We start from the raw sequence: 342 nt of genomic DNA on the forward strand, positions 1-342 counted from the left end.
AATGTTTTTGAAAATTTGAAATCACCAGCAATGACTTTTTTGGAAATTATGTGTCAAACTTTTGTAAATTTAGCATACTAAGACCATCATTATGAGAAGAGGTAATTTTAAAGTTAGGATTTTTATATACATAGCCATTGCAGCATTTGCTTATCTGAGAAAATGTAGCCAGGAAGAAATTAATCCCTACACAGGTAAAAAACAAGCCATTTCCTTATCACCTGAAGAAGAAATAGCTATTGGTTTACAGAGTGCGCCTGGTATGGCGCAACAACATGGTGGATTGTATCCAAACAACCAATATCAGGCTATTGTAGATCAAGTTGGCAATAAATTGGTAAA

General features: G+C 33.6%; 1 pseudogene. It reads left to right on the forward strand.

The window, feature by feature from the left end:
• Positions 1 to 91 precede the first annotated feature (91 nt).
• Positions 92 to 342, forward strand: a pseudogene (locus ACRHNM_RS16450) (M48 family peptidase); the annotation flags it as partial.

It is taken from the genome of Psychroserpens mesophilus (assembly GCF_050617655.1).
Lineage (GTDB): Bacteria > Bacteroidota > Bacteroidia > Flavobacteriales > Flavobacteriaceae > Psychroserpens > Psychroserpens mesophilus_A.